The sequence below is a fragment of the Tenacibaculum litoreum genome (assembly GCF_964513915.1).
GTDB lineage: Bacteria > Bacteroidota > Bacteroidia > Flavobacteriales > Flavobacteriaceae > Polaribacter > Polaribacter litoreum.
The window spans coordinates 728,623-755,556 of the sequence record NZ_CAZEQS010000004.1 but is presented as its reverse complement, the minus strand read 5'-3'; the positions used below and the strand labels follow the sequence as shown (position 1 = coordinate 755,556).

At 32.2% G+C, this 26,934-nt stretch carries 21 protein-coding genes; 13 read left to right on the top strand and 8 right to left on the bottom strand.

The window, feature by feature from the left end; translation table 11 throughout:
- Positions 1–40 precede the first annotated feature (40 nt).
- On the top strand, positions 41–1,849 hold the full coding sequence (locus ACKTTR_RS14925) for a GNAT family N-acyltransferase (protein WP_408028586.1): 1,809 nt from the start codon (positions 41–43) through the stop codon (positions 1,847–1,849).
- A gap of 77 nt (positions 1,850–1,926) precedes the next feature.
- On the opposite strand, the gene rseP is transcribed toward ACKTTR_RS14925, so the two are convergent.
- On the bottom strand, positions 1,927–3,273 hold the full coding sequence (gene rseP / locus ACKTTR_RS14920) for an RIP metalloprotease RseP (protein ID WP_408028585.1): 1,347 nt from the start codon (positions 3,271–3,273) through the stop codon (positions 1,927–1,929).
- A 159-nt stretch (positions 3,274–3,432) separates the two neighbouring features.
- Between rseP and ACKTTR_RS14915 the strand changes: the two genes are divergently transcribed.
- Positions 3,433–4,110 carry an SCO family protein gene (locus tag ACKTTR_RS14915; RefSeq protein ID WP_408028584.1) on the top strand — a complete coding sequence of 226 codons (678 nt, stop codon included), beginning with the start codon at positions 3,433–3,435 and terminating at the stop codon, positions 4,108–4,110.
- 126 nt (positions 4,111–4,236) lie between these two features.
- Here the strand turns inward: ACKTTR_RS14915 and ACKTTR_RS14910 are convergent, their stop codons facing one another.
- The 3 genes from ACKTTR_RS14910 to ACKTTR_RS14900 form a co-directional block, all read right to left on the bottom strand.
- Entirely contained in the window at positions 4,237–7,755 is a 3,519-nt protein-coding gene (locus tag ACKTTR_RS14910) for an amino acid adenylation domain-containing protein (RefSeq protein WP_408028583.1), read from the bottom strand.
- A 323-nt stretch (positions 7,756–8,078) separates the two neighbouring features.
- Entirely contained in the window at positions 8,079–8,420 is a 342-nt protein-coding gene (locus ACKTTR_RS14905; RefSeq protein WP_330487855.1) for an SdpI family protein, read from the bottom strand.
- A 3-nt stretch (positions 8,421–8,423) separates the two neighbouring features.
- Complete coding sequence (locus ACKTTR_RS14900) at positions 8,424–9,749, bottom strand: serine hydrolase domain-containing protein (RefSeq protein WP_408028582.1); 1,326 nt, start codon at positions 9,747–9,749, stop codon at positions 8,424–8,426.
- Between the two features lie 92 nt (positions 9,750–9,841).
- Between ACKTTR_RS14900 and ACKTTR_RS14895 the strand changes: the two genes are divergently transcribed.
- Entirely contained in the window at positions 9,842–11,053 is a 1,212-nt protein-coding gene (locus ACKTTR_RS14895; RefSeq protein ID WP_408028581.1) for an aminotransferase class V-fold PLP-dependent enzyme, read from the top strand.
- Positions 11,054–11,135: 82 nt separating this feature from the next.
- Here ACKTTR_RS14895 and ACKTTR_RS14890 read toward each other — a convergent pair whose 3' ends face one another.
- A complete protein-coding gene (locus ACKTTR_RS14890) occupies positions 11,136–11,837 on the bottom strand; it encodes a Bax inhibitor-1/YccA family protein (RefSeq protein WP_206197832.1) in 702 nt (233 codons plus the stop codon).
- Between the two features lie 411 nt (positions 11,838–12,248).
- Here ACKTTR_RS14890 and ACKTTR_RS14885 point away from each other — a divergent pair, with 411 nt between their 5' ends.
- The 8 genes from ACKTTR_RS14885 to gwsS all read left to right on the top strand — a co-directional run bounded on the left by ACKTTR_RS14885 (position 12,249) and on the right by gwsS (position 20,119).
- Positions 12,249–13,280 carry a zinc metalloprotease gene (locus tag ACKTTR_RS14885; protein ID WP_408028580.1) on the top strand — a complete coding sequence of 344 codons (1,032 nt, stop codon included), beginning with the start codon at positions 12,249–12,251 and terminating at the stop codon, positions 13,278–13,280.
- A gap of 231 nt (positions 13,281–13,511) precedes the next feature.
- The gene (locus ACKTTR_RS14880; protein ID WP_408028579.1) at positions 13,512–14,567 is read left to right on the top strand and encodes a zinc metalloprotease; all 1,056 of its coding nucleotides are present in this window, start codon (positions 13,512–13,514) and stop codon (positions 14,565–14,567) included.
- Between the two features lie 116 nt (positions 14,568–14,683).
- Positions 14,684–16,177 (top strand): YfcC family protein, encoded by a 1,494-nt coding sequence (locus ACKTTR_RS14875; protein ID WP_408028578.1) that lies wholly within the window; start codon positions 14,684–14,686, stop codon positions 16,175–16,177.
- 3 nt (positions 16,178–16,180) lie between these two features.
- Complete coding sequence (glpQ, locus tag ACKTTR_RS14870) at positions 16,181–17,155, top strand: glycerophosphodiester phosphodiesterase (RefSeq protein ID WP_408028577.1); 975 nt, start codon at positions 16,181–16,183, stop codon at positions 17,153–17,155.
- 569 nt (positions 17,156–17,724) lie between these two features.
- Positions 17,725–17,904 (top strand): hypothetical protein, encoded by a 180-nt coding sequence (locus ACKTTR_RS14865; RefSeq protein WP_125066489.1) that lies wholly within the window; start codon positions 17,725–17,727, stop codon positions 17,902–17,904.
- A gap of 62 nt (positions 17,905–17,966) precedes the next feature.
- Positions 17,967–18,953 (top strand): grasp-with-spasm system ATP-grasp peptide maturase, encoded by a 987-nt coding sequence (gene gwsG / locus ACKTTR_RS14860; RefSeq protein WP_408028576.1) that lies wholly within the window; start codon positions 17,967–17,969, stop codon positions 18,951–18,953.
- Positions 18,916–19,137, top strand: a complete 222-nt coding sequence (locus ACKTTR_RS14855; protein ID WP_408028575.1) for a hypothetical protein — start codon at positions 18,916–18,918, stop codon at positions 19,135–19,137. Before gwsG ends, ACKTTR_RS14855 begins: the two co-directional genes overlap by 38 nt.
- Positions 19,130–20,119: a grasp-with-spasm system SPASM domain peptide maturase gene (gene gwsS, locus ACKTTR_RS14850; protein WP_408028574.1), complete on the top strand. Its 990-nt coding sequence runs from the start codon at positions 19,130–19,132 to the stop codon at positions 20,117–20,119. The genes ACKTTR_RS14855 and gwsS overlap by 8 nt, the downstream gene beginning before the upstream one ends.
- Here gwsS and ACKTTR_RS14845 read toward each other — a convergent pair.
- The 3 genes from ACKTTR_RS14845 to aspS form a co-directional block, all read right to left on the bottom strand.
- Positions 20,116–21,888, bottom strand: coding sequence for a chloride channel protein (locus ACKTTR_RS14845; RefSeq protein WP_408028573.1), 1,773 nt, complete (start codon positions 21,886–21,888; stop codon positions 20,116–20,118). The genes gwsS and ACKTTR_RS14845 overlap by 4 nt on opposite strands.
- Positions 21,889–21,986: 98 nt before the next feature.
- Positions 21,987–23,750 (bottom strand): APC family permease, encoded by a 1,764-nt coding sequence (locus ACKTTR_RS14840; protein ID WP_408028572.1) that lies wholly within the window; start codon positions 23,748–23,750, stop codon positions 21,987–21,989.
- Between the two features lie 96 nt (positions 23,751–23,846).
- Positions 23,847–25,601 carry an aspartate--tRNA ligase gene (gene aspS, locus ACKTTR_RS14835; protein WP_408028571.1) on the bottom strand — a complete coding sequence of 585 codons (1,755 nt, stop codon included), beginning with the start codon at positions 25,599–25,601 and terminating at the stop codon, positions 23,847–23,849.
- Between the two features lie 115 nt (positions 25,602–25,716).
- On the opposite strand from aspS, the gene ACKTTR_RS14830 reads away from it, so the two are divergent.
- The gene (locus ACKTTR_RS14830; RefSeq protein WP_408028570.1) at positions 25,717–26,061 is read left to right on the top strand and encodes a HopJ type III effector protein; all 345 of its coding nucleotides are present in this window, start codon (positions 25,717–25,719) and stop codon (positions 26,059–26,061) included.
- A gap of 143 nt (positions 26,062–26,204) precedes the next feature.
- Positions 26,205–26,426, top strand: a complete 222-nt coding sequence (locus ACKTTR_RS14825; protein WP_408028569.1) for a hypothetical protein — start codon at positions 26,205–26,207, stop codon at positions 26,424–26,426.
- Positions 26,427–26,934 lie beyond the last annotated feature (508 nt).

The following is a 26,934-nucleotide window of genomic DNA, read 5'->3' as shown; positions in this document are numbered from 1 at the left end:
AATCGATTATATTTGCAGTTATGTCAATTGATAACTATGTATGGGATTAGTAACACCTAAAGAAGTTGCAAAAGCAATAGGAGCCGACAAGTTCGGCGTTTTCGGAACGTTTTCAGGTTGGTTGCTGATGAAAGTTTTGCGAATTTCTACCGCTAATGAAATTTATAACAAGCACAAGCATAAAAAAGATTTACCTTTTTTAAATGGGTTGCTTGAAGAGTTTCAAATAGAGTTTGAAATTCCTGAAGAAGACTTAAAACGTATTCCTAAAGAAGGACCTTTTATAACGATTTCTAACCATCCGCTCGGAGGTATAGATGGTATTTTATTATTAAAACTCTTATTAGAGCATAGAGCTGATTATAAGATAATAGCAAATTTTTTATTGCACAGAATAGAGCCTTTAAAGCCCTATGTGATGCCGGTGAATCCTTTTGAAAATCATAAGGATGCTAAATCGAGTGTAGCGGGAATAAAAAACGCTTTATTACATTTAAAAGAAGGAAAACCTTTAGGGCTTTTTCCAGCGGGAGAAGTATCTACTTACCGCGACGGAAAGTTAATGGTTGATAAAGAATGGGAGCAAGGAGCAGTACGCTTGATAAAAAAAGCAAAAGTACCTGTAATTCCTATTTATTTTCACGCTAAAAACAGTCAGCTGTTTTACACATTGTCTAAGATTAGTGATACACTAAGAACAGCAAAGCTTCCGTCAGAATTATTATCTCAGAAAAATAGAGTTATCAAAGTAAGAATTGGTAAGCCTATATCGGTTAAAGATCAAGATTCATTTACAGAAATACCTGATTTTTACCAGTTTTTACGTAGAAAAACGTATATGTTGGCAAATCCGTATGAGAAAGCATCTCCGAAAATATTGTCAACACACAATTTAAAAATTCCGAAGAAAGCTAAAAAAATCACCTCTCAAAAATCACCAGATTTATTTGTAAAAGAAGTTGATGCTTTACGAGAAAAAGGAAGTAGATTATTACAAAGTAAGAACTATGAGGTGTTTTTTGCAAGCGCAAAAGAAATACCAAATATTTTACACGAAATAGGTCGTTTACGTGAAATTACGTTTAGAGAAGTAGGAGAAGGAACGAATAAACCTATTGATTTAGATAGATTTGATAAATATTACCACCACTTATTTTTATGGGATGACCAACAAAACAAATTGGTAGGAGCCTATAGAATGGGGTTAGGAAAAGATATTTATAAGAAACACGGAATAAATGGTTTTTATATTCAAACATTATTTAGAATAGAGCCAGAATTATACCCAATGATGGAAAAAACCATTGAAATGGGGCGTGCTTTTATAATCAAAGAATATCAACAAAAGCCAATGCCATTATTCTTACTGTGGAAAGGAATTGTGCATGTTACATTACGTTACCCTGAACATAAATATTTAATGGGAGGAGTAAGTATTAGTAATCAGTTTTCTGAATTCTCAAAATCATTGATGATTGAGTTTATGAAATCACATTATTACGATCCTTATGTGGCGCAATACATTCGACCGAAGAAAGAATTCAAGGTAAAATTAAAAGATGCTGATAAAGATTTTGTATTTGATGCGACAGAAGCAGATATGCAAAAGTTTGATAAAATTATAGACGAACTTGAACCAGGAGAGTTACGTATTCCGGTATTGATTAAAAAATACGTAAAACAAAATGCACGTTTAGTTGCGTTTAATGTAGATCCTAAGTTTAATAACGCAATTGATGGATTAATGTATATTAAGGTAGCAGATATACCAGAAAGTACAGTAAAGCCTGTTATGGAAGAATTTCAGGCAGAGTTAGAACGTCGAGCTGCAGAAAACTTAAATAAGTAAAGAAACTAAGTTAAAACATAACATAAAAAAAGCATCGTACTCAGTATACGATGCTTTTTTATTTATAGTTTACAAGGCTATTTGAATAGCCTAAATATATCGTTTCCGTTTGCGAATAGTAATAATGCTATTAATAAGATAAAACCTGTAATTTGAGCATACTCTAAAAACTTATCACCAGGTTTTTTACCGGTAATCATTTCCCATAAGGTAAATACTACGTGGCCACCGTCTAAGGCAGGAATTGGTAATAAATTCATAAATCCTAACATAATAGATAAGAACGCTGTAATGTTCCAGAATGTTTCCCAGCTAAATTCTGAAGGGAATATACTCCCGATAGAAATAAACCCACCTAAACCTTTGTAAGCACCTGTACTAGGATTTAAAATCTTTTTCATTTGCTTAATGTAGTTGGTTAAGGTTGTCCACGCTTTTTGAGTACCAGCAGGTATAGCTTCTCCAAAAGAATAGGTTCTTTCAGCTAAGTTATAGTAACCTAGTTTTTCTAAATCCACCAAAGAAACAGCACCAAGAGCAACTCCTAAATTTCCATAATTTGAAACCTTTGCAGGAACAGTTAAATTCTCTTTACCTCTTCTTATAGACAATGCAACTTCTTGTCCTTTTAAGCTATGTAAAATAGGTTTTGCTTGATCAAAATAAGTTATGTTTTGTCCATTTACAGCAGTGATAATATCCTTTGGTAAAATATTACTATCAGCATTTAACGAATCTTTTTGTACACCAGCAATAACAAATGGATATCTTGGAGTTATAAAAGCTCCAGCATCTTTACCTCTATCTACTAACTTCGAGATAAAGTCGGTAGGAATTTCTTTTTCAAGAACAGTTCCATTTCTTTCAACAGTATAAGAAGTACCGTTAATAAACTCTAACGGAAGTTCTCTAAACTTTTCTATTTTTTGTCCGTCAATTGTTAAAATCTTATCTCCTGTTTCTAAACCTAAATCTTTTCCTAATTGATCTTGAACCCAAACGCCATCTTTTAAGCTTTCATTCGGTAAGTATTTCTCACCATAAGCCCACATTAAACAGATATAAATTAATATACCTAGTATAAAGTTTACGATAACACCACCTAACATAATAATTAAACGTTGCCATGCTGGTTTAGAACGAAACTCCCATGGTTGAGCAGGCTTTTGCATTTGCTCAGTGTCCATGCTTTCATCAATCATTCCTGCAATTTTAACATACCCACCTAACGGAATCCAACCAATACCGTAAACAGTTTCACCAACTTTCTTTTTAAATAAAGAAAATTTATAATCGAAAAACAGGTAGAATTTTTCTACTCGGGTTTTGAATAATTTCGCTGGAATAAAGTGTCCTAATTCGTGTAAAACGATTAAGAGCGATAAGCTTAAAATGAATTGTGATGCTTTTATTAAAATTTCCATAAATGGTGTTCGTCTAAATTTAAAATCTGACAAATGTACGTTTTTCAGTACAGTTCTAAAAGTTTGTGTAACAGTTGCGCATTTGTTTTAACAAAGTTTTTAGGGTAGTGGTTTATAAACCTTGTTTTTAGTCGTATTTTTGCAGAAAATTTTAGTACTGTGGATATTAAATTCTTTAAAAAGTCAAAAAGCACCTTAATTTTTATTTTAGTTTTTTGTGCCGTTGGAGTTCCTGTTTTTTATCATTTAGTAAAAGTTGATAACAAATTACCTATTTATAACCCTGCTGATATCAATCCAAAATTGGTTGACGCTTCTGTGAGAAATAGAACAAAAAATCATAGAGTAGGTGAGTTTAGGTTGATTAACCAAAATGGAGATACCATTACGAATGCTAATTATAAAGGAAAGATTTATATAGCTGATTTCTTTTTTACGCGTTGTCAAACTATTTGTATTGCGATGGCGTATAATATGAGTGAGTTGCAAGAGCATTATAAAAATGATGACGACATCATGTTTTTGTCACATTCCGTAACTCCAGTAATGGATAGTGTACCACAATTACGAAAGTATGCTGATGAAAAAGGTGTGATTGATGGAAAATGGAATGTAACTACAGGAGAAAAGAAACATATTTACAACTTAGCACGTAAGCATTATTTTGCTGTATTGGATGAAGGAGATGGAGGAGAAAACGATTGGGTACATACTGAAAACTTTGTGCTGATAGATAAAGAAGGACGTATTAGGGGTTCGTATGATGGAACCAAGAAAGAAAATATGCAGAAAATTATTGATGACATTACGTTGTTAAAAGAAGAGTATAAAAAGTAGTTTGTCAATATAACTTGTACAAAAGACACGTATGAGCTTAAAAAAAGACCTTGATGTTTTTGAAAAACATCAAGGTCTTTTGGTTAAAACGTTTTGACAAGTTTGTTTTAAAAAGTGAATAAACTTTTAATTTACTTGTAAAACGGCAGCTTTATCATATTCTGAAATACGCCCAATTAGCCACACAAAAGGTTCTATTTGACCTTTTAAAACACAAGAACCATTTGAAATAGTATGTAATAAGTCTTGAATATTAAAAGACTCTAAAGCATCTATAGCTGCTTTCTCACTTATTAGTAAAGAACAAGTAGGTAGTTCATGAGAGATATTATGATTAAGAGTAACCTTGTTATCTTTTACCAAGATAGAAATAGTGTCAGTGTTTTCAGTGTTTTTTAACTCTACAGCTAAGTTAGGTGTACTTTCATTGATTATTGTTTTTAAGTAATGTGAAAAATTTTTAGCCCAATTTTCTAATTCAGAAAAAGGAACGCTGGTATATTCTTTATTTTTTTGCTTTTTTTCCAGCATTATATCTACCTTTTGTTCTGCTTTAATTAGAGCCGCTAATGTCTTATCTACGTCTTCACGTGTATGAGCAGCTGAACAAATTAATCGAAGACGTCCTCTTCCACTTTCAACAATAGGGTAGGTAACAGCAGATGTTTGAATTCCTAACTTGTAAAGTTCTTGTACAATTGCATAAAGTTTGTCTTTATTTTCAAAATGAGGCGTAACAATAGGGCCATCACCAGTACCTAAATCATAACCAGCTTCTTCAAATTTTTGGCGCATGTAGCGGGTAGTATCCCATAACTTTTGACGCAAGGCATCATCTTTTCTAAGTCTTCTTAAAGCTGTTAAGGCAGCAGCCATATCTGCAGGACTAATAGAAGCTTGAAAAATGTAGGCTCTAGAAGATGATTTTAATAAATCAATATGTTCTTCACTGGCAGCAACGACACCCCCAAGACTCCCTAGTGCCTTGCTTAGCGTCGTCATTATAAAATCTGCTTCTTCGGTTACTCCCTGTGCTGCACATATCCCTGCACCTCCTTTGCCGTAAAAACCAAAAGAGTGAGCTTCATCTACTAGAGTAAGAGCATTATATTTTTTAGCTGTTTTAATAATTTTTGCTACGGGAGCAGCTCCTTCTCCCATGCTATAAACACCTTCTAAAACTACTAAAATAGTACGATACGGAGATACTTCTGACTGTAAAATACTTTCTAAATCTTGTGCATCATTATGTTTGAAAGTTCGAACTTTGGCTCCACAAAGTCTAGCACCATCTACAATAGAAGCATGACAGAGTTGATCTATAAGAACCATATCGTTTCTTCCTAAAAGTCCAGCGACAGCACCTACATTGGCAGTGTAACCTGTAGGGAATAAACATGCACTAGGTTTACCTACTAAGTCCGCAAATTCTTCTTCAAATTCAAGATGCTGACGTGTCATACCTGAGGCTGCAGCAGACGTTCCCATACCTGTTCCATACTTTTCTAAAGAAATAGTAGCTTCTTTTATTACTTCAGGATCACGATTTAATCCTAGGTATAGATTTGTTGTCCAAATAATTGCTTCTTGTGTTTCATCATTATAAGCGTCTCCTACTAATCCTTTGGTAGCACTTCCAGTAAGCAACACTTTACTGTATGGATTTCTACGAGTATCGTTTACCATTTGCAATACTTCTTGTACTAGCTTGCTTTTATCGTTTACTGACCATGCAGAAACCTTAGCTGCTTGAAAAGTGGGATGACTGGACTGAATATGAGTTTGAAAACTTGTAAGCGTATCTGTTTTTAATTTTAAATTCTTGTTTTCTTTGGTGTTTTCTTTTGTGCCAATGATATGATTGATTAAGGCGTTGGGCGTAGGGTTTTCAAAGATATCATACGCACTAATATCTAACTGTAATAGGTTACTCAGTCTGCTACTCAGTTCTAGTGTGGTTAACGAATCGATTCCGAGGTTGTCAAATGAATCATCAGGCAATACATTTGCTGAGTTGTTCATGGTAAGAAGTTTAGCTACTTCATTTTGAATGGTCCTCAATAGGTGTTCTTTGTAATCATTTGAAGAAAGGTGCTGCTTTGGAGGGGTTTGATAGTGTTGAGAATTTTCGGTTACCAGTTCAGAAGATAGCTCGATAGAAAGGTTGGTTAGTTTTTTTCTGTCTAGCTTGTCGTTGGGAAGTAGTGGTAGCTTTTCTACTTGTTTAATAACTTGAGGAATCATGTATTTTGGTAAGTGCTTTGCTACAAAAGATTTAACATCAGAAAAGTTTATTTGTTTGTTTTCATTGCTGATTACGTAGGCGATAAGCACTTTTTGACCAATACCTCCATCAGTAACTACGGCGGCAGCTGTATCAATGTCTTCCATAGTTTCAATAACAGCTTCAATTTCTTCAAGTTCAATTCGATGTCCTCTGATTTTAACTTGTTGATCGGAACGTCCAATAAATTCAATTTCATTATTAGGAGTCCAACGACACAAATCACCTGTTTTATACAAACGAATACTTGTGTTTTGGTTATTAAACTTTACATTGATAAACCTTTCTTTGGTTAGTTCTTCATCAAATAAATAGCCATGAGCTAGTTTAGTTCCAGAAAGGTATAACTCACCAATTTCTCCATTAGTTACAGGCACTAGTTTTTCGTCTAAAATATAGGCACAAGAGTTAGGAACGGAGGATCCAATTGTAATTAACCTATCACCTTTATTTATTTTAGCAATTGTTGAATATACAGTGTCTTCGGTAGGACCATAGGCATTGAATACTTTTAGGTTAGGTTTTTGCTTGTATACTTGTTCTACTAAAGAACGTTTAAGAACTTCACCACCAAATACTAAGCATTGTAAGTTTTTAGGTAATTTTTGTGAAGAGATAATAGCTTGTACTGCCGAAGGAACCATAACAAACATTGTTACAAGGTCAACTGCAGGAAGTGTGGTGAGTTCTAAAGCATTTTTTGCTAAAATGATAGTTCCTCCTAACGATAGTGTTCCTATAATTTCCATTACGGATGTATCAAAACAAACAGAAGCGGCAGCAACCATACCTTTTAAATCATCTTCTGTAAACAATTCATTCATAGATTCTACTAAAGAAACAATGCTTTTGTGCTTGACAGCTACACCTTTAGGACGACCAGTGGATCCTGACGTGTAAATTACATACGCCAAGTCTTCTGAATAAGTGTTAATTGTTGTATCTGTGTAATTACCTACTGTATTTATCCGAATCAATTCGTTAACACTGTTACATAAGTTTGCTGTAATATCAGAGTTAACAAAAACAACAGAGGTACGAGAGTGTTCTAGCATGTAGTGTATACGATCTTTCGGGTATGCAGGATCTAAAGGTATATATGCACACCCTGCTTGCATGATACCTATTAAAGTAGCCACCAATTCCCACGAACGGTTCATACAGACGCCTACTAAAGCTCCCGGTTTTATTCCTTTGTTATTGAGTTCTCCTGCTACCTCATTGCTACGTTTAACTAAAGTAGCATAATCTATATGAGTAGTTCCGTCTATAATAGCTCTTCGTTTTGGATGAGCTATCATCTGTTTGTTAATTAGCTCACAAATTGTTGTAGAGCTATCATTGTTGTTGAGTAAAGCCATTGTAATTAATAGGTTTAATTATGTGAATTAATTTTACAGGCCCTTCATTTTGTTGTTATATATATAGGTTAACAAATACTTTTATCCGGTAGTAAATATACTATGTTTTTGATAGCTCTTTGGTTTGCATGTTGTGTTTAATTTATAAAGAGAAGGTTAATATGTTTACTCAAAGAGGTTGAGAAAACAATTTTTACTATTGAATTATTGAAGTGATAATGAAGTAAAAATAGTTCAAGATGACACATATGAGTTTAAAAAAAGCCCTTGATGTTTTTATAAAAACATCAAGGGCTTTTGGTTAAAACGTTTTAATGAGTTTTTTACTTCTTATTCCCATCCTCATCAAAATTCTTATTTATTTCTTGTTCGGTTTTAACAACAGATACGGCTAGTGACAATAACATAATTGCCATAGGTTGCCATGTTAATTCTTTTGATATATAGGCTAAAACCAAAGCTGCAACTAACGAAATTGCTGAATATTTCATAAACTCTTTGGTGAAAAAAGCATTGGCAAATTGCCAAATAGTATCATTCTTCATAGTTTTATTAGTACGATACCCATAAATAGCATTGATTTTTTTAGGAGGGAAAAAATGAAAAATAATACTGAATAAAAAAAGCAATCCGTTTATAGAAAGCACGTAATAAAATGGATTCATGGTTTAGTGTTTAATAGAATTTACAATTCCTTTTAATAAGGTATTTACATCTGCATTTTTGGTGAGTCCTGTACGAACTACTACCAAATCTTGACTAGGCAAAATAAACACATTTTGACCTTTATATCCATTAAAAGAAAACATATTTTTAGGTACATCTGGGTGTTTACCACCTTTGTTTAACCAAATTTGTGCACCGTACCTGCCATTTGAAGTAGGAGTAGGGGTTGTAGCATAGCTTACCCAATCCTTATCAAACAAATGCTCTCCGTTCCATTCGCCATTATGTAGGTATAGTAATCCTAGTTTAGCCCAGTCTCTTGCTGTTGCCCAAGCGTATGAAGATCCTACAAAGTGGTTACTCATATCGGTTTCAACAATCATTGAGTTCATCCCTATTTTATCAATTAAACCACTATACCAAAAATCAAGATACTCTTGGTGTGTGTCGAATTTTGTTCGTAAAATACCCGATAACAAATTAGAGGTTCCAGAAGAGTAGTTCCAAGTTTCGTTTGGCTTTCCTACCAATGGTTTATTTACTTGAACTTTGGTCATGTCTTTTTCTAGAAAAAGCATCTTGGTAGCGTCTGAAATACTATTATAATCTTCGTTCCATTCCAAACCGGAATTCATTTGTAATAAATTATGAATAGTGATGTTTTTTCGATCGTCATTTTCCCATTCAGAAAATAAATTATCTTCTTGAACATTAATTTTTCCTTGACATTTTAAAATCCCAAATAAAGTTCCTGTAATACTTTTGGTCATTGACCAACCTAACTGTTTTGATTCTTTGGTAAAACCTGTATCATATTTTTCAAAAATAATCTTGTCTTTATATACCACTACTACCGAGCGTGTTTGATTTCTATCATTAAAAATAGTATCAATGGTTTCGTTCAGTTTTGTATAATCAATGTTAGCAAAAATAGTGTCTTTATGATCTGCATTTCCGTAAGGAAAAGGAGTAAAATTGTCAGGTTCAGAACGTTTTGGAGTAAGTTGAGGTTGGGTAATATCAAAATCATTAGTAACCAAAACAGCTCCAAGGCCTTCTCTATAAATAGCTTTTCTCTTTAGTAATCCATAAACAGAACCAGTAGCTGATTTTTCTTCTGTATTAATTTTATCAGAAGTAATATTTATAGGGGAAAAATTGTTGTCATTAGCATCTGTAAAGGCTAAACTTCTTCCTGCTAGAAATACTGATGAAGCGGTATTTTTAGCGGAATATCCTGCCAAAATATTTAACTTCGGATAGTTGTAAAAAACAGCAATTGCTAAGGCAATCAGAATGAGTAAAAGGATTCTTTTTAAATTTTTCATGTGACGGGTTTCTAGCAAATGTAAGAATTTAATTGTTTGATGTTTGTATTTGAAAAGCAAGCCCTACCTTTGTGCTAAATTTGATATTTTATATGTTTAGTATAGATAAAATTCGAGCTGATTTTCCTATTTTAAATAGAGAAGTACATGGGAAAAAATTAGTGTATTTAGATAACGGAGCAACTTCACAAACACCACAGGTAGTAATCGATTCCATTGTAGATTATTACTCTAATTACAATGCAAATATTCATAGAGGTGTACATACATTAAGTCAGGAAGCAACTGATAAGTATGAGGAAGCCAGAATTAAGATTCAAAAGCATTTCAATGCGAAGCATTCGTATGAAATTATTTTAACCTCAGGAACAACACATGGAGTTAATATTGTAGCATCTGGTTTCGCATCAATTTTACAAGAAGGAGATGAAATAATTGTTTCAGCTTTAGAACATCATTCTAATATCGTGCCTTGGCAAATGTTATGTAAAAAAACAGGAGCTATTTTAAAGGTAATTCCGATGGATGAAGATGGTTCTTTACGCATGGATATATACCATGAATTATTGAATCCAAAAACAAAATTAGTTTTTTGTAATCACGTATCTAATGCATTAGGAACAATTAATCCAATAAAAGAAATTATTCATGCTGCACACAAATTTGGTGCTTATGTGTTGATTGATGGTGCACAAGCAGTACCGCACATAAAACCAGATGTACAAGCATTAGATGCCGATTTTTATGTGGCTTCAGCTCATAAAATGTGTGGACCAACGGGAGTTGGAATGTTATATGGTAAAGAAGAACTGTTGCAATTATTGCCACCATACCAAGGAGGTGGAGAAATGATTGAAACTGTAACTTTTGAAAAAACTACCTACGCAGGGTTACCTCATAAGTTTGAAGCTGGAACACCAAATATTTGTGGTGGTATTGCTTTTGGTGTTGCTGTAGATTATATGAATTCAGTTGGTTTTGATAACATAGAGAAACAAGAAAACGAACTGTTATCATATGCCACACAAGAATTAGAAAAAATAGATGGATTAAAAATCTATGGAACATCAAATAAAACATCAGTTATATCCTTTAATCTCGAAGGAATTCACCCGTATGATGTTGGAGCTATTTTAGATAAACTAGGAGTAGCGGTTCGTACAGGTCACCATTGTGCACAACCTATTATGGATTTTTACTGTATTCCAGGAACAGTACGAGCTTCTTTTTCTTTTTATAACACTAAAGAAGAAGTTGATGTATTGGTAAAAGCTGTTAAGAAAGCACAGATGATGTTAAGTTAAAAAGATAATATAACTAGAACATAAAAAAAGCCTCCAATTTTGGAGGCTTTTTTTATGTTATTATAAATTATAAGTGTCTTTCTTAATCTCTCGACATAAATATCTGTAATACATACCAGAACAACAACATTAAAGAAGCAAATAAGCCTAATGCTGCTGGAATGTAATCATCTGTAGAGAATTTGTGAACTAAGTTAGATGTCTGATATAAAATAGAACCAGCAGCTAATACACACATTCCAACTGAAAACCATAATCCTAAATTAAATCCAAATAAAGCACCAGCAATAATTAGCCCGATAGCAATAAAAAATCCAACAGATAATCCAGCTCTTATAAAAGAAAAATCTTTTTTGGTAATAAAAACGATTGATGAAATTCCAACAAACAACGATAGTGTAACAATCCCTGCTTGTTTTATAACGTCAAAGTTATTAGTGTATGCTATTGCAATATAAATTAGAGGAATAAAAATAAATGCTTCAGCAAAAATATATCCTGAATATGCTAAGTATTGTAAGTTTTTATCAGAGGTTTTTAAAGCAGTACTTTCAGCGTAATTAGTAATTAACATAAAACCACCTAATAACAATAACCATTTATAACCCTGTGTCATTGATAAGGCAAATTCAACAATAGTAGCACTTTGTAAAAATAAATATTCAAACAAAACAAACAATAATACACCACCAGCAACGTGTGCATATGTTTTTTTGTAAAAAGCAATTCTATCAGCTTCTGAGACTTGTGCAACAAGCACTTTTGAGTTAAATGAATTTTCCATAATTAATTTTTTAAATAGAGCGTAAAGATATGCTTTTTAGGTGATTTTAAATTTGTGTGTTAGTGTTGTTGAAAATACATATTAAGAGCTTGAAAATTATCTTGTTGATGATTTGTTTTGTTTAAAATTGACGTTTTTTTATTGTTTTTGTTAAATTTTAACATTTCTATATTGTTAAGAAATGGAGGTTCCCAAGTGATAAAGTCTAAGAAATTAACTTTTTTTTAACTTTTTTTTAGCATTAAAAAAAAATTATATATTGCACATCGTTAAAAAACCCTTCAAATAATTATCAAAGTGATAGGTATTTAACAATTTAATTGTAGAAGCCTTCTCTTTTGAGTTTTTTAACAAGTTTATTGCCTTATAGGCAGTTTTTTTCAATAACTAATTTTTTTAATTTTTCACAACATGAAAAGAATTTTTTTAACACTAGCTGTAGCAGCCTCGGTTTTAGTAGGATGTCAGGAAAACTCTAAAGACGAAGCTTTAGACCCTCAACAATCAATTGACATGAGCGACTTCTACGTAGAAACTGAAGAAGTTTCTCATAAAGGAGGATCTGAACAATGTCACTCAATGAGAGTTTTAAACAGACAAGTAAAAGAAAACCCAGGATTATACAAAAAAATGTATGACATTGAGTATGCTACAAGAAAATTAACAACAGCGAAAGGTAAACCAGGAGGTGGAGACACTGGTGGAGGAGATGTAGATGTATTACCTATCGAAGACGGTTTAGGAACTATTAATATTCCTGTATACGTACACGTTGTTTTACCAAATGCAAATAGTGTTTCAGATAGTCAAATTCAAGCACAAATGAATGTGTTAAATGATGATTTTAGTAATCCAAATACAAATCAACTTCCTTCAGGAGCTTCTGATTTTATTAATGATGCAACTAACACAGGAATCCAATTTACATTAGCAGGTACTTTTAGACACAATGACTCTAAGTCTTCTTGGGGAACTAACGATGCTGTAAAAGCTGCTTACCCTCCAGTTACTCCAGAAACTCACTTAAACGTGTGGGTGTGTGAAATAGGAGGAGGTATTTTAGGATATGCTCAATTCCCAGGAGGTAACTCTGCTACTGATGGTGTAGTTTTATTAGCTGGAAGCTTACCAGGTGGTTCTTCTGCTCCATATAACATGGGTAGAACTGCAACTCACGAAGTAGGTCACTACTTAAACTTACGTCACATTTGGGGAGATGGTAGATGTCGTCAAGACGATTTCGTAGCTGATACTCCATCTTCTGATGCTTCAAACTACGGATGTCCAACTTATCCAGATGTTAGCTGTAAATCTGCTGATATGACAATGAACTATATGGATTATACAAACGATGCTTGTATGTACATGTTTACAGATGGTCAACGTAACAGAATGAGAGCTTTATTTGCTTCAGGAGGAGCTAGAGCTTCTATGTTAAACTAAGAAACCAAAGTCTTTTTTTAAGACGTTCTCAATAATTATTACAATTATTATAAGCCAAGAGATTTAAATCTCTTGGCTTTTTTATTTAGAAAACAATTAAGTTTTAAATATTAAAAAGGAGGTTAAGTTGTTGTTTATCAGGTGTTTTTCCTGTTTTTATTTGTTTTTGTTATTTGTAAATTGGATAGCTATTAAATGAAAATTTTAACTAACTCTTTAAAACTTTAAAAAATGAAAAAACTTTTCCTAGGGCTTGCGGTAATGGTAAGTCTATTAATTGGCTGTCAGGATGAAACAAATAACAAACAAGAAATAACTCAAGAGGTGGCTGTTGATATGAGCAATTTCTATATTGAAACAGATGAAGTTGCTTCAAAAGGAACCATATCTAACAAATGTTATTCCATGAAGGTTTTGAATCGACAAGTAAAAGAAAACCTTGGACTGTATAAGAAAATGTATAATATAGAATATACTACAAGAAAGTTTCTAAACAGTAAGAAACCTGATGGGACACCAGGAGGTGGAAACGGAGGAAATAATGGAGGAGGTGGAGACGTTGATGTTGAGCCAATAGATGATGGTTTAAGTATTAATATTCCTGTATACTTTCATATAGTATTACCAGATGCTAGTGTAGTTACAAGCTCACAAGTACAATCACAAATGAATGTGATTAATAGTGATTTTACAAGTCCAAATACAGATCAACTACCTTCAGGAGCTACTGATTTTATTAACGATGCTACCAATACAGAAATAACATTTACGTTAGCAGGTACTTTTAGGTATGATGACTCTAGGTCTTCATGGGGAACAAATGATGCAGTAAAACAAGCTTATCCACCAATTACACCAGAAACTCATTTAAATGTATGGGTATGTAATATTGGAGGAGGAATTTTAGGGTACGCTCAATTTCCTGGAGGGAATTCAGATACTGATGGTGTTGTGTTACTGTACTCAAGTTTACCAGGAGGTTCTGCAGCACCTTATAATGAAGGAAGAACTTTAACTCATGAGATAGGTCATTACTTAAATCTTCGTCATATTTGGGGAGATGGTAGATGTCGTCAAGATGATTTTGTAGAAGATACACCTGCTTCTGATGGACCTAATTACGGTTGTCCTTCATATCCAACAGTTAATTGTAAGTCGGCAGACATGACAATGAACTATATGGATTATACTGATGATGCTTGTATGTATATGTTTACAGATGGTCAACGCAACAGAATGAGAGCAATCTTTCAACCAGGAGGAGCAAGAGCTTCTATGTTAAATTAGAAAACCAAAGTCTTTTTTCAATATTCCCAATAATTATTTTAATTATTATTAAACCAAGAGATGTGCATCTCTTGGTTTTTTTTACTTTTATGCAGATAAATAATTAATTTGTTGTCTTGAAGAACATTAAATTTCCAACCCCGCATACCATTTTATTATTGATAGCAGGGTTAGTGGCTATTTTAACATGGTTTGTGCCTGCAGGTAAGTTCGATACGTTACAGTATCAAAAAAACAGTAATTCATTTATCTATTTACATTTAGAGGATGAAAAAACAATGCCAGCTAATCAAGAAACATTAGAAGCTTTGGGAATTAAAATTCCGTTGGAAAAGTTTACTAATGGAGATATAGCAAAACCAATTAGCGTACCAGAAACATACACTCAGTTAGATCCAAAACCACAAGGCTTTTTAGACTTCTTTAAATCTCCTATAAAAGGAATTATCCAATCATCTGATATAATTTTATTTGTTCTAATTTTAGGTGGAATTATAGGTATAATGAATTTTACAGGTGCTTTTGATGCAGGAATAGCTTGGTTAGCAAAAGTACTTAAAGGAAAAGAGTATTGGCTCATATTTGTAGTAACGACTTTAATAGCTGTAGGAGGAACTACCTTTGGGTTAGCAGAAGAAACCATTGCTTTTTATCCTATACTAATTCCCATATTTTTAGCAGCAAAATATGACGCAATTGTAGCTTTAGCTTGTGTATATATTGGGTCGTCTATTGGTACGATGTGCTCAACAGTAAATCCATTTAGTGTTATTATTGCTTCAGATGCAGCAGGAATTAACTGGACAACTGGTTTTACTGGGAGATTGTTAATGCTAATTGGAGGTGTTGTTATTTGCGTTACTTACATTTTACGTTACGCAAACAAAGTTCAAAAAGACCCAACAAAATCGATTATTTACGATCAAAAAGAAATGATTGAAAATCTTTTTGGTAACTTAACATCAAATACACATACGTTAACGGGTAGGTTACGAATTATACTAACCATTTTTGCGATGTGTTTCGTAATTATGATATACGGGGTTTCTCGCTTAGGTTGGTGGTTTGAAGAAATGACTGTAGTGTTTTTAATAGGAGCTATTTTAATTGGTTTTTTAGCCAAAATGAAAGAAGAAAACTTTGTAAATACTTTTATTAAAGGAGCAGGAGATTTATTAGGAGTCGCTTTTATTATAGGTATTGCACGTGGAGTTTCAGTATTAATGGAACAAGGTTTAATAAGCGATACTATTTTACAACATGCAAGTGAGTTTACAACAGGAATGTCCAAAGGTGTTTTTACAAACGTAATGTTATTTATTTATTCAGGATTGTCGTTTTTTATTCCAAGTTCTTCAGGTATGGCAGTTTTAACTATGCCTATTATGTCGCCGTTGGCAGATACGGTTGGAGTGGGTAGAGAGGTGATTGTAAATACGTATCAATACGGTATGGGTTTATTTGCTTTTATCAACCCAACAGGGTTAATTTTAGCATCCCTAGCTATTGTGAAAGTTGGTTATGATAAATGGTTGAAGTTTGTAATCCCGTTAGTAATTATCTTAACAGTTTTTACAATGCTGGTTTTAACTGCACAAGTATATCTGTAAATAATGAAACAAATTTATATACTGTATTTCTTATCTCTTTTCTTTGGATGTAATCCAAAAACAAAACCAACGAATATGCAAAAGAAAATTGTAATTGCTCATCGTGGAGCCTCAGGATATTTACCAGAACATACTATGGAAGCTAAAGCCATGGCACATGCTATGAACCCTGATTATATAGAACAAGATTTAGTATTGAGTAAAGACAATGTTGCTGTAGTTATTCATGATATTTATTTGGATGATGTTACAGATGTAGCTGAAAAATTCCCAGAAAAAAAACGAGAAGATGGACGATTTTATGTAATTGATTTTACTTTTAAAGAGCTACAAGAGTTAAATGTTACAGAACGTTTCAATACGAAGACGGGAGAGCAAGTGTACCCGAATCGATTCCCAAAGGGAAAAGGAAACTTTAAATTACATTCTTTACAAGAAGAGATAGAGTTAATTCAAGGATTGAATGCTTCCTCAGGAAAAAACATCGGGATTTATCCTGAAATTAAAAATCCAGAATTTCATAATGAAAATGGAAAAGACATTGCCAAAATTACGTTGAATATTCTTTCAAAATACGGTTATAAAACCAAGAAAGATAAATGCATGTTTCAATGCTTTGATGCAAAAGAATTGGAGAGGGTTCGAAAAGAGTTACAGTCAGATTTGTTTTTAGTTCAATTAATTGAATTCTCAGAGGAAACTAAACAACTGAAGCATTTTGCAACTTATGCTGACGGGTTAGGGCCTTGGTATAAACAAATTTTAGATAAGAAAGAAGGAAATCAATGGCAGTTTACAGCATTGGTTGAAGAAGCTCATAAACTAGGATTACAAGTGCATCCGTACACTTTTAGAGCTGATCAATTAGATGAGTTTTCTTCTTTTGAAGAAATGATGCAAGTTTTACTTTTCGAAGCAAATGTAAATGGTGGTTTTACCGACTTTCCTGATAAAATGGTTACTTTTTTAGCTAGATAATAGGCGTATATACTTCAAGCAATTTGCCAAAACGAGAGAACTATATTTTTAAAAATTTTTAAAAGTGTAGCTCATGTTGCTATGGTAACAATCACATTACTTAAATTCAACTAACAAGAGTAACTTTTTATGAGTTTTTTTGTAGATGAATTACAGGTATAATACTTTTTTACAGATAAAAAAAAGGAGTTTGTAGCATGCTAATTTGCTACAGAATAAGCAAATACTTAATCTTGTTTAAGAAGTTTTGTAGAGACTCTAATAACCTTAAGCAGTATGTGAAAAAACGATAAACTTTAACGGCTTTAACTACTAACAAAAAAACGATTTTACAATTAGAGATTAGCTTTATTAAGCTGTTATAATTTTTAAATAGTACCTCCTAATTTTATAAATAGTTCCCTAGCACTTCAATTTTACCTTGCTAAAAATTCAATATTTGTATTCAACCTTTTTTAAAAGGGACGTAAAAATACGTAAGAATTGATATAGTTAGTAAAGGGAGTAAGCCGAAAATCCCATAGTAAACAGAGTAGGTAACCAAATTAATATTTATTATGAATTCAAAAATGAAATCATTAAAAGAGTTTGAAATGTCTCAAAATGAGATGGACACAACCAAAGGAGGTCTTTACTACGGATCTGGTGTTTATTGGAGAGACGAGAGAGAAGAAGACTATGTAGGAAGTTTTAATATTGGAACCTATGTAGACGGGATTAATATGGGAACTGATGGTTATAAAGATTAATTAGTTCTTAATAACCCATTCAGCTAATTCTATTTTGGCAGAATGGGTTAAATAGTTGAAGTATGATATTAATTTTATCCATAGAGCAAGATGAAAGTACCATTGATATAATAAGGTGGCTTTGTTATTTAAAAGAAGATTTTATACTGCTTAATAATAATGAGCTTATAAACAGTTTAACCGTAAATATAAACACCTCTGAGGTTTTTATTACTATCAAAGACGTAACAGTTAATTTTAATGAAGTTACCTCGGTTTGGTATCGAAGAGGAAACTTTACCCTCTATGACTGTATTGAGATGAAAGATTTTATCGGAGATAAAATAACAGAGTTTTATAATGAGGAGAAAAAAGATTTATTTGAGTACTTACACTTTTTACTGAATCAAAAACCATCTATAAATAATTATAACTTTAAAAAAGTTAATAAACTTATTGTATTAACAATAGCTAAAGAGTTGGGATTGTGTATTCCAAAAACTACAATTACAAATCAAAAAAAGGTTTTAAAAGAAGAATTAAAAGACAAGTTAATAGTTACAAAGCCTATTAATGATCCTATTAGTTTGTATGGAGATACTTATTGGTTACCTACCTATACAACATCAATAAATGAAGAAAAAGCTGATTTATTTAATGATTCTTTTGGAATTAGTTTATTTCAAGAAAATATTAAAAAAACTCTAGAAATACGTAGTTGTTTTTTGGATGGAGAGTTTCATTCAATGGCTATTTTTTCTCAGTTAGATGAACAAACTAAAACGGATTTTAGATGTTATAATAATCAAAAACCTAATAGAACAATTCCGTTCAACCTACCTTCTGACATAGAAATAAAATTAAAAACGCTGGCAGAAAAACTGAATTTAACTAGTTGTTCTTTCGATTTAATTTACACACCTTCTAAAAAGTATGTTTTCTTAGAGGTAAACCCTATTGGACAATTTGGGATGGTTTCTTATCCATGTAATTACTATTTAGAAGAAAAAATAGCATACAAACTTAAAAATTATGATATCTCAAAAAGAAGCTCAACAGTTATTAAATAAAACGAAAGAAGAGTGTAAAAACAAATTACCGGCAGTAATTTATTTATCAGAAATAAAACCTATTAGTAATAGTTCAATGTCATTAATTCATAATAGAATATCAATAGATAAATATCACGATAGGTATGCTTTAAAAAGAAGTTTTTATAAGCCAATAACAATACAACACCCTACTAATGAATAACAGTAATAAATATGTAAGAATGTTTTCTAATTGCATTCCAGTTTTAGGGAGAGATAAATCCGTTATATACGACTTGCAAAGAAAGCAAATGTTTAATATTCCTAACGATTTATACAACTTCATTCAGTTATTCGAAGAACATACTATTTCAGAAATATTTGAATTATGTGGTAAAGATAATGAGCAAGTTGTAGAAGAGTACTTTCAATTTTTAACAAATAAAGAGCTTACATTTTTAATAGATAAAGATGAGCTAGAGTTATTTCCTAAATTGAGTATGAAATGGACATCTCCTGCTAAAATATCAAATGCAATTATTGAGATAAGTGAAACAACATATCCTTTTTTAGATAAAATATTAAAATGCCTTACAGCATTAGGCTGTGAATATTTGTATATTAAAATATGTATTCCTAAATCTTATAATGTTATTAAAGATATTGTGGGAAAATTAACCACTTCTTCTATTTTTTCTGTTGTTTTTGAAGCAAAATTCAATAAAGAAGAAAGAATAACCGATTATGAACAGCTTATAGTTGAAAATAAAAGGATAGAAACTATTTTTCTGTTGAGTGAAGAACAGTTAAAAACATCATCTTCAAAAATTCTTATAACATCACCTAAGAAATTTGTAAATAAAAAAGAATATTTTTTCAAGATAAACATATCCTTATTTACTGAATCTCAAAAATATAATACATACTTTAATAAAAAAATCTTTATAAATAAAGAAGGAGGGATATTCAATGCTCCAGAAACTGAAGAGGTATTCGGAAACATAACGAAAATAACATTTAAGGACTTGGAAGCGATTATAGATTCAGAACAGTTTCAAAAGTATTGGAGAGTTAATAAAGATGTAATAAATGAATGTAAAGATTGTGAGTTACGTTATATGTGTGTGGATAATAGACTGCCTAAGAAATCTAAAGAAGGAAGTTATTTTTTTACATCAAAATGTGAAATGAGAGTGTTAAACTAAACGGTAACCTCAATTAGCTTATTTCTATACACAGATAGTAGTTTTGACTTAGAAATAAATCCAACATATACCCCATTTTTAACTACAGGCAAGTTCCAAGCACCGCTTTCTTTAAATTTTTGCATCACCTTTTCAGTGCCATCATCATAAAAAATAATGGCGGGAGCTATTTTCATAATATCTTTAACAGTAGTCGTATCATACAGCTCTTGATTAAACATCATTGGGCGGATATCATCTAGTAAAACAATTCCTATAAACTTATTGTTGCTATCAACGACAGGAAAGATATTTCGTTTCGATTTAGAAACAGCTTGTTTTAGCATTTCTCCCAAAGTCATATCAGGATGAATTTTAATAAAGTTCTTTTCAATAATCTTACTAATCTTCATCATCATCATTACATTTTTGTCTTTGTTGTGCGTAATAAGTTCGCCACGTTTGGCTAGCTCAATAGTGTAAATTGAATTAGAAACAAAGTATTTAGTAATAGCATAAGAAACTGCAGAAACAAGCATTAATGGAACGAATAAATCATAACCTCCAGTTATTTCAGCAATTAAGAAAATTGCAGTTAAAGGTGCGTGTAAAACACCAGCCATTAAGCCTGTCATACCAATCAAGGTAAAATTAGTTTCCGAGACATCAAATCCGAATTGATTGATAATTTTAGCAGTAACATTTCCCAAAGCACTTCCCATAACAAGTGTAGGAATAAAGATACCACCAACTCCCCCAGCAGCAAAAGTAGTAGTCATGGCAATTACTTTAAAAACGCCAATAATTAATAGGAAAACTATAACCATCCAAACATTATCAAAATCAATCGAATAATGAATACTTTTTAGAGCAGCACTGGCATTTTCAGACAATAAATTGTTGATAATCCCATATCCTTCACCAAATAAAGGAGGAATTAAAAATAGCATTATACCAATAGCAATTCCACCAAACACCAACCGTTTAAAGGGATTGTATTTTTTGAAAAAATTAATGATTCTAAAGTAAATTTTAGAAAAGTATACAGAAGAAAATCCTGTAAAAATAGCCAAAGCTATGTAAAAGATAAGGTCGTTAATTTCAAAAGCATCCTGAAGTTGCACACTAAACAACACATCTTTTCCTAAAAAGAAATAAGAAGTAATTACTGCAGAAACAGATGCTAGCAATAAAGGTACTAATGAGGCAAAAGCAAGATCTAAGCTAAAAATTTCTACCGCAAAAATTATAGCAGCAATGGGAGCTTTGAACATTGAAGACATTGCACCAGCAGTAGCACAACCAATTAGTAACATGCGAGTTCTCATATTCATATGAAAAAACTGTGCAACGCCAGAACCTAAGGCAGCACCAGTACTTACAGCAGGGCCTTGTAACCCTACAGATCCTCCAAAACCTACAGTTATGGGCGCTGTAATTAAAGAAGCATAAACTTTATAACGCTCAATAATTCCATTTTTTTTAGAAATAGATTGCAAGGTGGTTGAAATACCATGACCAATATCTTTTTTGATGAGGTATTTTTTAATGTAAAACACTAAAAATAACCCGATGATAGGAAAAATAAAGTACAAAGAATGATGATAATCTTTAATAAGTCCATCTTCTAAAATACGATGAAAGTAAAAAGTAAGGTTCTTAAGAATTAAGGTACCAATACCGGCTAAAAACCCGACTAAAACGCTTAAAACATATACAAATTGTCGTTCAGAGATATGTTTGTATCTCCAAATTAATATTTTTTTATAAGCTTCCTTAGATGTAGGCATTGTTTTCTAGACTCTTAGTTAATATTTGAAAAGCTAGTTAAGAATACTTAAAGATACTATCCTCTTTTTGATTTATTAAATAAGAAGAAAAAATTTTATCAGACAATTAATCGGACGCCTCCAAGTTCTTCAACTTTGTAAGGGAATTTATCACTTGGAGCACCTATAAACATAAAATTAATAGGGATATTCCATTTCTCAGACAATTCTCTAATTAACTCAGGGCTAAATTTTCCCTGAACAACTTGAAAGTTTACTTTAATCTTGGGATATTCTCTATCTAGAAAAGTGATCTCATTAGGTAAGTTTTCAGGAATTGTATCCCCTTCGTCAAGAGCTAATACAATTCTTATCTTTTTTGTATGCTCATTTTTAATAATGTATAACATAACCTTATTGAGAGTAGCAATATTATCTCCTTTTGTAAAAAAGACAAACTCTTGATCGTTTATTTTATTAATGGTTTGGGTAATTTTCCTATCCGTGCTTGAAACTAGTCGTCTCAAAGGGTTAAAAAGAGCATAAATTATTTGCAGTACTAATTTTAATAAAACAGTACGGTTTAGCATAATTATGATAAAAATTATAGTAGGGATAAAATAATTTAAAAATACAGACGTGTTGCTAGGTAAACCATCTTTCGGTTCCATTAAAATATTACCTATTAAAGCGCATAATACAGCAACTATGGCTAACAGAACAGAAGCCCAAGTTGCTTTTTCAGGCCTAGGCAATTGATTTCTCCTTATTTTTAATAAGATGTTTCCTATAGCAAATAATGCCATTACCGATAAAAAAGAAATAGTATACACACCAGCTAATAAGGCAACATTTCCATTCGTTATTAGTAATACAGAAACAGCTAGGATAAAAAATAGAATAATAATACGGTAAGAGCTACCTCTTTTGTTCTTTTTTAAGAAGAATTGAGGCATAATTCGGTCTAATGTCATACGTTCCAACAAGCCTGTAACACCTACAAAGCTGGTTAAAACAGCTCCACTTAATACTAAAAAAGCATCTATAGCAATAATTGCCGCAATCCAATCACCACCAACAAATTCTCCCATTTGAACTAATAAAGTATTTTGATAATCAGTGCTCTGTAAAACAGGAATTGCGAAAAGAGATAAAGCAAAAACAGCCATTAAAGGGTTAATGATACTTACAATTACCCACATGTTTTTTAGTGTTTTTGGAAATACACCTTTTTGTTGTTCTTCAACAAAGTTTGCAGAACTTTCAAAACCAGAAACTCCTAACATAGATGCTGCAAAACCAAAAAAGATAGCATACCAAATACTGTTTTCAGATTGATGATTCCAGTTGTTAAAAAGAATCTCTATTCCGTTTTGAGATAAATAAAAAACAATAAAAAAGGCAAGAACAACTAACGATAGTAGATGAAACAAAAAAATTCCGACAGCAACTTTAGCGGATTCTGTTATACCACCAATAGTCAATAAAGCAAAAAACAATAAAAGTCCAACAGTTGCTATAATAATAGGCATAGAAGGAACTAGATGGTGTAGATAATGAATTGCTTCATTGGCTGAAATAACAGCAGTGGCCATATAAGAAAGTATGGTAAGGGTTGCAGCAAAAGAAGCCATTAACTTACTTGTGGTATTCAATAAAGCGTTGTAAGCACCACCATTTAAAGGCATTGCACCAACTACTTCACCATAAATTTTCCGAAATAAAAACAATACCACTGATACTATTAAAAGAGTTATCCATGCATATTGACCTGCAAAAGCAATAGCTAATGCTGATACATACAAAACAGAGGAGCTAATGTCGTTACCACAAATAGCAGTTGATTCTAGTTCATTAAGCTTTTTAGAAATAGCTTGCTTCATAATATGTTATTGGTTTGTTTTCGTGAAGTTTAACCTTTTCAAGACGTACATTAAAGGTAATAAAAAACCCTGCAAATTTTGCAGGGTTTTTATTTTTTAAGATTTCACATCTAGTTTGATGCTTAGTTCTTGTAGTTGTTCGGCGTCTATAGTTGCAGGTGCGTCTATCATTACATCACGTCCTGAATTGTTTTTAGGGAAGGCAATAAAATCACGAATGGTTTCTTGACCTCCTAAAATAGCTACCAATCTATCCAATCCAAAAGCCAAACCTCCGTGTGGTGGTGCTCCATATTCAAAAGCATCCATTAAGAATCCGAACTGAGCTTTTGCTTCTTCTTCGGTAAATCCTAAATGCTTAAACATGATAGCTTGTGTTTCTTTATCGTGAATTCTAATAGATCCTCCACCAATTTCGTTTCCATTTAACACTAAATCATAAGCGTTTGCTTTTACAGCTCCTGGATCAGTATCTAATAATGCTAACTGACCTGGTTTTGGAGAAGTAAATGGATGGTGCATTGCGTGGTAGTGACCTGTTTCCTCATCTAATTCTAATAATGGGAAATCGATTACCCATAATGGCGCAAACTCATCAGGTTTACGTAAACCTAAACGTTCTGCCATTTCCATACGTAAAGCACTTAATTGTGCGCGAACTTTGTTAGTATTTCCTGAAAGCACACAAATTAAATCTCCTGCCTTCGCTCCGGTAGCTTCTGCCCATTTTGCTAAATCTTCTTGGTCGTAGAATTTATCTACTGATGATTTAAAGCTTCCATCTTCGTTGCATTTTACATATACCATTCCTAAAGCTCCTACTTGCGGACGCTTTACCCAATCAATTAATTTATCAATCTCTTTACGAGTGTATGAAGCTCCTCCAGGTACAGCAATTCCTACTACTAACTCAGCATCGTTAAATACTTTAAAGTCTTTGTGTTGTGCTACTTCGTTTAACTCGCCAAATTCCATTCCGAAACGGATGTCTGGTTTGTCGTTACCATATTTACGCATTGCTTCATCAAACGTAATTCTTGGGAATTTGTCTACTTCAACTCCGTTGATTTCTTTTAATAAATGACGTGTCATTCCTTCAAAAATCTCTAACACATCTTCTTGCTCAACAAATGCCATTTCACAGTCTATCTGTGTAAATTCTGGTTGACGATCGGCACGTAAATCTTCATCTCTAAAACACTTTACAATTTGAAAGTATTTATCCATACCACCTACCATTAACAACTGTTTAAAGGTTTGAGGAGATTGTGGTAAGGCGTAAAATTGTCCCGCGTTCATACGTGAAGGTACTAAGAAATCACGCGCCCCTTCTGGAGTAGACTTGATTAAATATGGAGTTTCCACATCAATAAATCCTTTGTCAGATAAATATTTGCGAACCTCCATTGATACTTTATGACGGAAAACTAAGCTGTTTTTAACTGGGTTACGACGAATATCTAAATAACGATATTTCATACGTAAATCTTCACCACCATCCGTTTCATCTTCAATAGTAAAAGGTGGCAATTTAGCTTCGTTTAAAATTTCTAAGTTCGATACTAAAACTTCTACATCACCTGTTGGAATATTTGCATTTTTAGATTGACGCTCAATAACTTTTCCAGTTACTTGTACAACAAACTCACGTCCTAAAGTTTTGGCTTTTTCCATTAACTCTTTAGAAGTACGCTCTTCGTCAAAAATTAACTGTGTAATTCCGTAACGATCACGTAAATCTACCCAAATCATAAAACCTTTATCACGTGATTTTTGTACCCATCCAGAAAGGGTTACTTCAGTATTGATGTGCGATGCTCTTAATTCACCACAAGTATGCGTTCTGTACATTTCTTGAAATTTTTGCTGTGCAAATTTAACTATAAATGTTAGTTTGTAAAAAATTACTACGGGTTAGTTTTTATGAGTTTTAATCTTTTGTTTTGCAGCATAAAACCTTTTTAAAATGAGACTAGATAGATTTAAACAAATCATAGAAAGTACACCAGAAAAAGTTGAGTTTTCTGATACTATGTTAGTGATTGAAAACCTATATAGTTTTACACCCACTGCCTTTAAAAATGGAGAATTACACAATGAAGCTGAAAAAAATCAAGGTTCATGTAAAGTGTTTTCGTTTGCTATACAACAAGGGTTCAGTAAAGAAGAAACCTTGGCTTGTTTTGGACAGTATTATTTTGAAGATGTTTTAAAAAATCCTGAAGGAACAGATCACCAAAACATTAGAAATTTTATAAAAACTGGTTTTGAAGGCTTATTTTTTGAAGGAGAGGCGCTAACAAAACGTTAAGTATTGTTAGAGAATTAGTCTACTTCTTCTATCTCAAATAAATGCTTCATAGTACTATTAAAAATCTAAGGATACTTTTTATAAAGTAATTAGGGGTTCATTATTTGTTGATTTTTTCGTAAATTATAGGGTAATGTGTGATTATGAGGAATTCGGCGATGTTTTTGGTATTGTTTGTCACTGTTTTTTTATTGGTGCTAACTGCTTTGGTCTATACTAATATAGGCTTTAGCTGGGTTTTTATACTTACAGTTATCGGTCAACTACTAGTAGTGTTAATGGTTTACAAAGTATTAAAAGACCATTACACCACCGATAAAACCTTTGAAGATTTTTATGAAGATTACCCAATTGGGAAAGAGTAAAACCTCCAGAACCAGAAAATAAGTCGTAAACTATAAAGCAGATAATAGATTAATTAACTTTTCATTATCAAATACTATTAATAAAATTATAGTTACTATGACGGGTAGGACTACATAAAATACAATCAGTTTTATTGATTTATGAATATATTTTCCAGTAAACTTAGGAAGTATGTTAAAGTTATTGTTCATTATTATAATCCTATTTAACTTTCTATTAACCCAAAGCTACAAATCATTTCTTTTAAAGCGGTTAAATAAAGTTTGTTCATTATTTTTTGTTACTAATTATTTTCAACAATTTTATGATAGCATGTAAAATAAAAATAGGACACAAAAAACAGCTTTTAACAAAGTGTAATTATCTTATTATTAGTTGTTTATGTATTTTTAGGTGTTTGATGTTAAGTTTTGTGTCTCTTTGAAGTGACTGTAAAATAAGGAAATGTTCTAGGACAGAATTACAGAAATTATTTTTTGTCCTATTTTGATAAAACTTTAAATTGTA

Bases quoted from the DNA above. Each gene is read 5' to 3' on its own strand.
- ACKTTR_RS14925 (WP_408028586.1), top strand. From the start codon at position 41: ATGGGATTAGTAACACCTAAAGAAGTTGCAAAAGCAATAGGAGCCGAC.
- rseP (WP_408028585.1), bottom strand. From the start codon at position 3,273: ATGGAAATTTTAATAAAAGCATCACAATTCATTTTAAGCTTATCGCTC.
- ACKTTR_RS14910 (WP_408028583.1), bottom strand. From the start codon at position 7,755: ATGGCTTTACTCAACAACAATGATAGCTCTACAACAATTTGTGAGCTA.
- ACKTTR_RS14905 (WP_330487855.1), bottom strand. From the start codon at position 8,420: ATGAATCCATTTTATTACGTGCTTTCTATAAACGGATTGCTTTTTTTA.
- ACKTTR_RS14900 (WP_408028582.1), bottom strand. From the start codon at position 9,749: ATGAAAAATTTAAAAAGAATCCTTTTACTCATTCTGATTGCCTTAGCA.
- ACKTTR_RS14895 (WP_408028581.1), top strand. From the start codon at position 9,842: ATGTTTAGTATAGATAAAATTCGAGCTGATTTTCCTATTTTAAATAGA.
- ACKTTR_RS14890 (WP_206197832.1), bottom strand. From the start codon at position 11,837: ATGGAAAATTCATTTAACTCAAAAGTGCTTGTTGCACAAGTCTCAGAA.
- ACKTTR_RS14885 (WP_408028580.1), top strand. From the start codon at position 12,249: ATGAAAAGAATTTTTTTAACACTAGCTGTAGCAGCCTCGGTTTTAGTA.
- ACKTTR_RS14880 (WP_408028579.1), top strand. From the start codon at position 13,512: ATGAAAAAACTTTTCCTAGGGCTTGCGGTAATGGTAAGTCTATTAATT.
- glpQ (WP_408028577.1), top strand. From the start codon at position 16,181: ATGAAACAAATTTATATACTGTATTTCTTATCTCTTTTCTTTGGATGT.
- ACKTTR_RS14865 (WP_125066489.1), top strand. From the start codon at position 17,725: ATGAAATCATTAAAAGAGTTTGAAATGTCTCAAAATGAGATGGACACA.
- gwsG (WP_408028576.1), top strand. From the start codon at position 17,967: ATGATATTAATTTTATCCATAGAGCAAGATGAAAGTACCATTGATATA.
- ACKTTR_RS14855 (WP_408028575.1), top strand. From the start codon at position 18,916: ATGATATCTCAAAAAGAAGCTCAACAGTTATTAAATAAAACGAAAGAA.
- gwsS (WP_408028574.1), top strand. From the start codon at position 19,130: ATGAATAACAGTAATAAATATGTAAGAATGTTTTCTAATTGCATTCCA.
- ACKTTR_RS14845 (WP_408028573.1), bottom strand. From the start codon at position 21,888: ATGCCTACATCTAAGGAAGCTTATAAAAAAATATTAATTTGGAGATAC.
- ACKTTR_RS14840 (WP_408028572.1), bottom strand. From the start codon at position 23,750: ATGAAGCAAGCTATTTCTAAAAAGCTTAATGAACTAGAATCAACTGCT.
- aspS (WP_408028571.1), bottom strand. From the start codon at position 25,601: ATGTACAGAACGCATACTTGTGGTGAATTAAGAGCATCGCACATCAAT.
- ACKTTR_RS14830 (WP_408028570.1), top strand. From the start codon at position 25,717: ATGAGACTAGATAGATTTAAACAAATCATAGAAAGTACACCAGAAAAA.
- ACKTTR_RS14825 (WP_408028569.1), top strand. From the start codon at position 26,205: ATGAGGAATTCGGCGATGTTTTTGGTATTGTTTGTCACTGTTTTTTTA.